Source organism: Methylobacterium sp. D48H, from assembly GCF_053345715.1.
Genome location: NZ_JBKFAP010000132.1, coordinates 1 through 318, shown reverse-complemented (window position 1 = coordinate 318; position 318 = coordinate 1). Strand labels below are relative to the sequence as shown.

Genomic DNA, 318 nt, shown 5'->3' with positions numbered 1-318 from the left:
AAGGACGAGCTGCTGATCGTGGTCGGCACGTCGTCCTCCGAGACGGTGCTGCCGCAGCTCATGACCAAGATGCGCCGCCTCGGCGCCTCGGACTCGGTCGTCGGCCTCGTGGTGCCGGCCGGCTACTCGTTCAACCTCGACGGCACCAACATCTACATGACGCTGGCGACGCTGTTCCTCGCGCAGGCCGTGGGCGTGGACCTGTCGACCAGCCAGTACGCGACCATCATCCTGGTGGCGATGCTGACCTCGAAGGGCGCCTCGGGCGTCACGGGTGCCGGCTTCATCACCCTGGCGGCGACGCACTCGGCGATCCCC

Annotated in this window: 1 protein-coding gene; it reads left to right on the top strand. The window is 68.2% G+C overall.

From position 1 onward, the window contains the following. Positions 1–318 (top strand): cation:dicarboxylate symporter family transporter (locus tag ACLBX8_RS31810; RefSeq protein WP_447716426.1); only part of this gene is annotated, 318 nt, incomplete at both ends.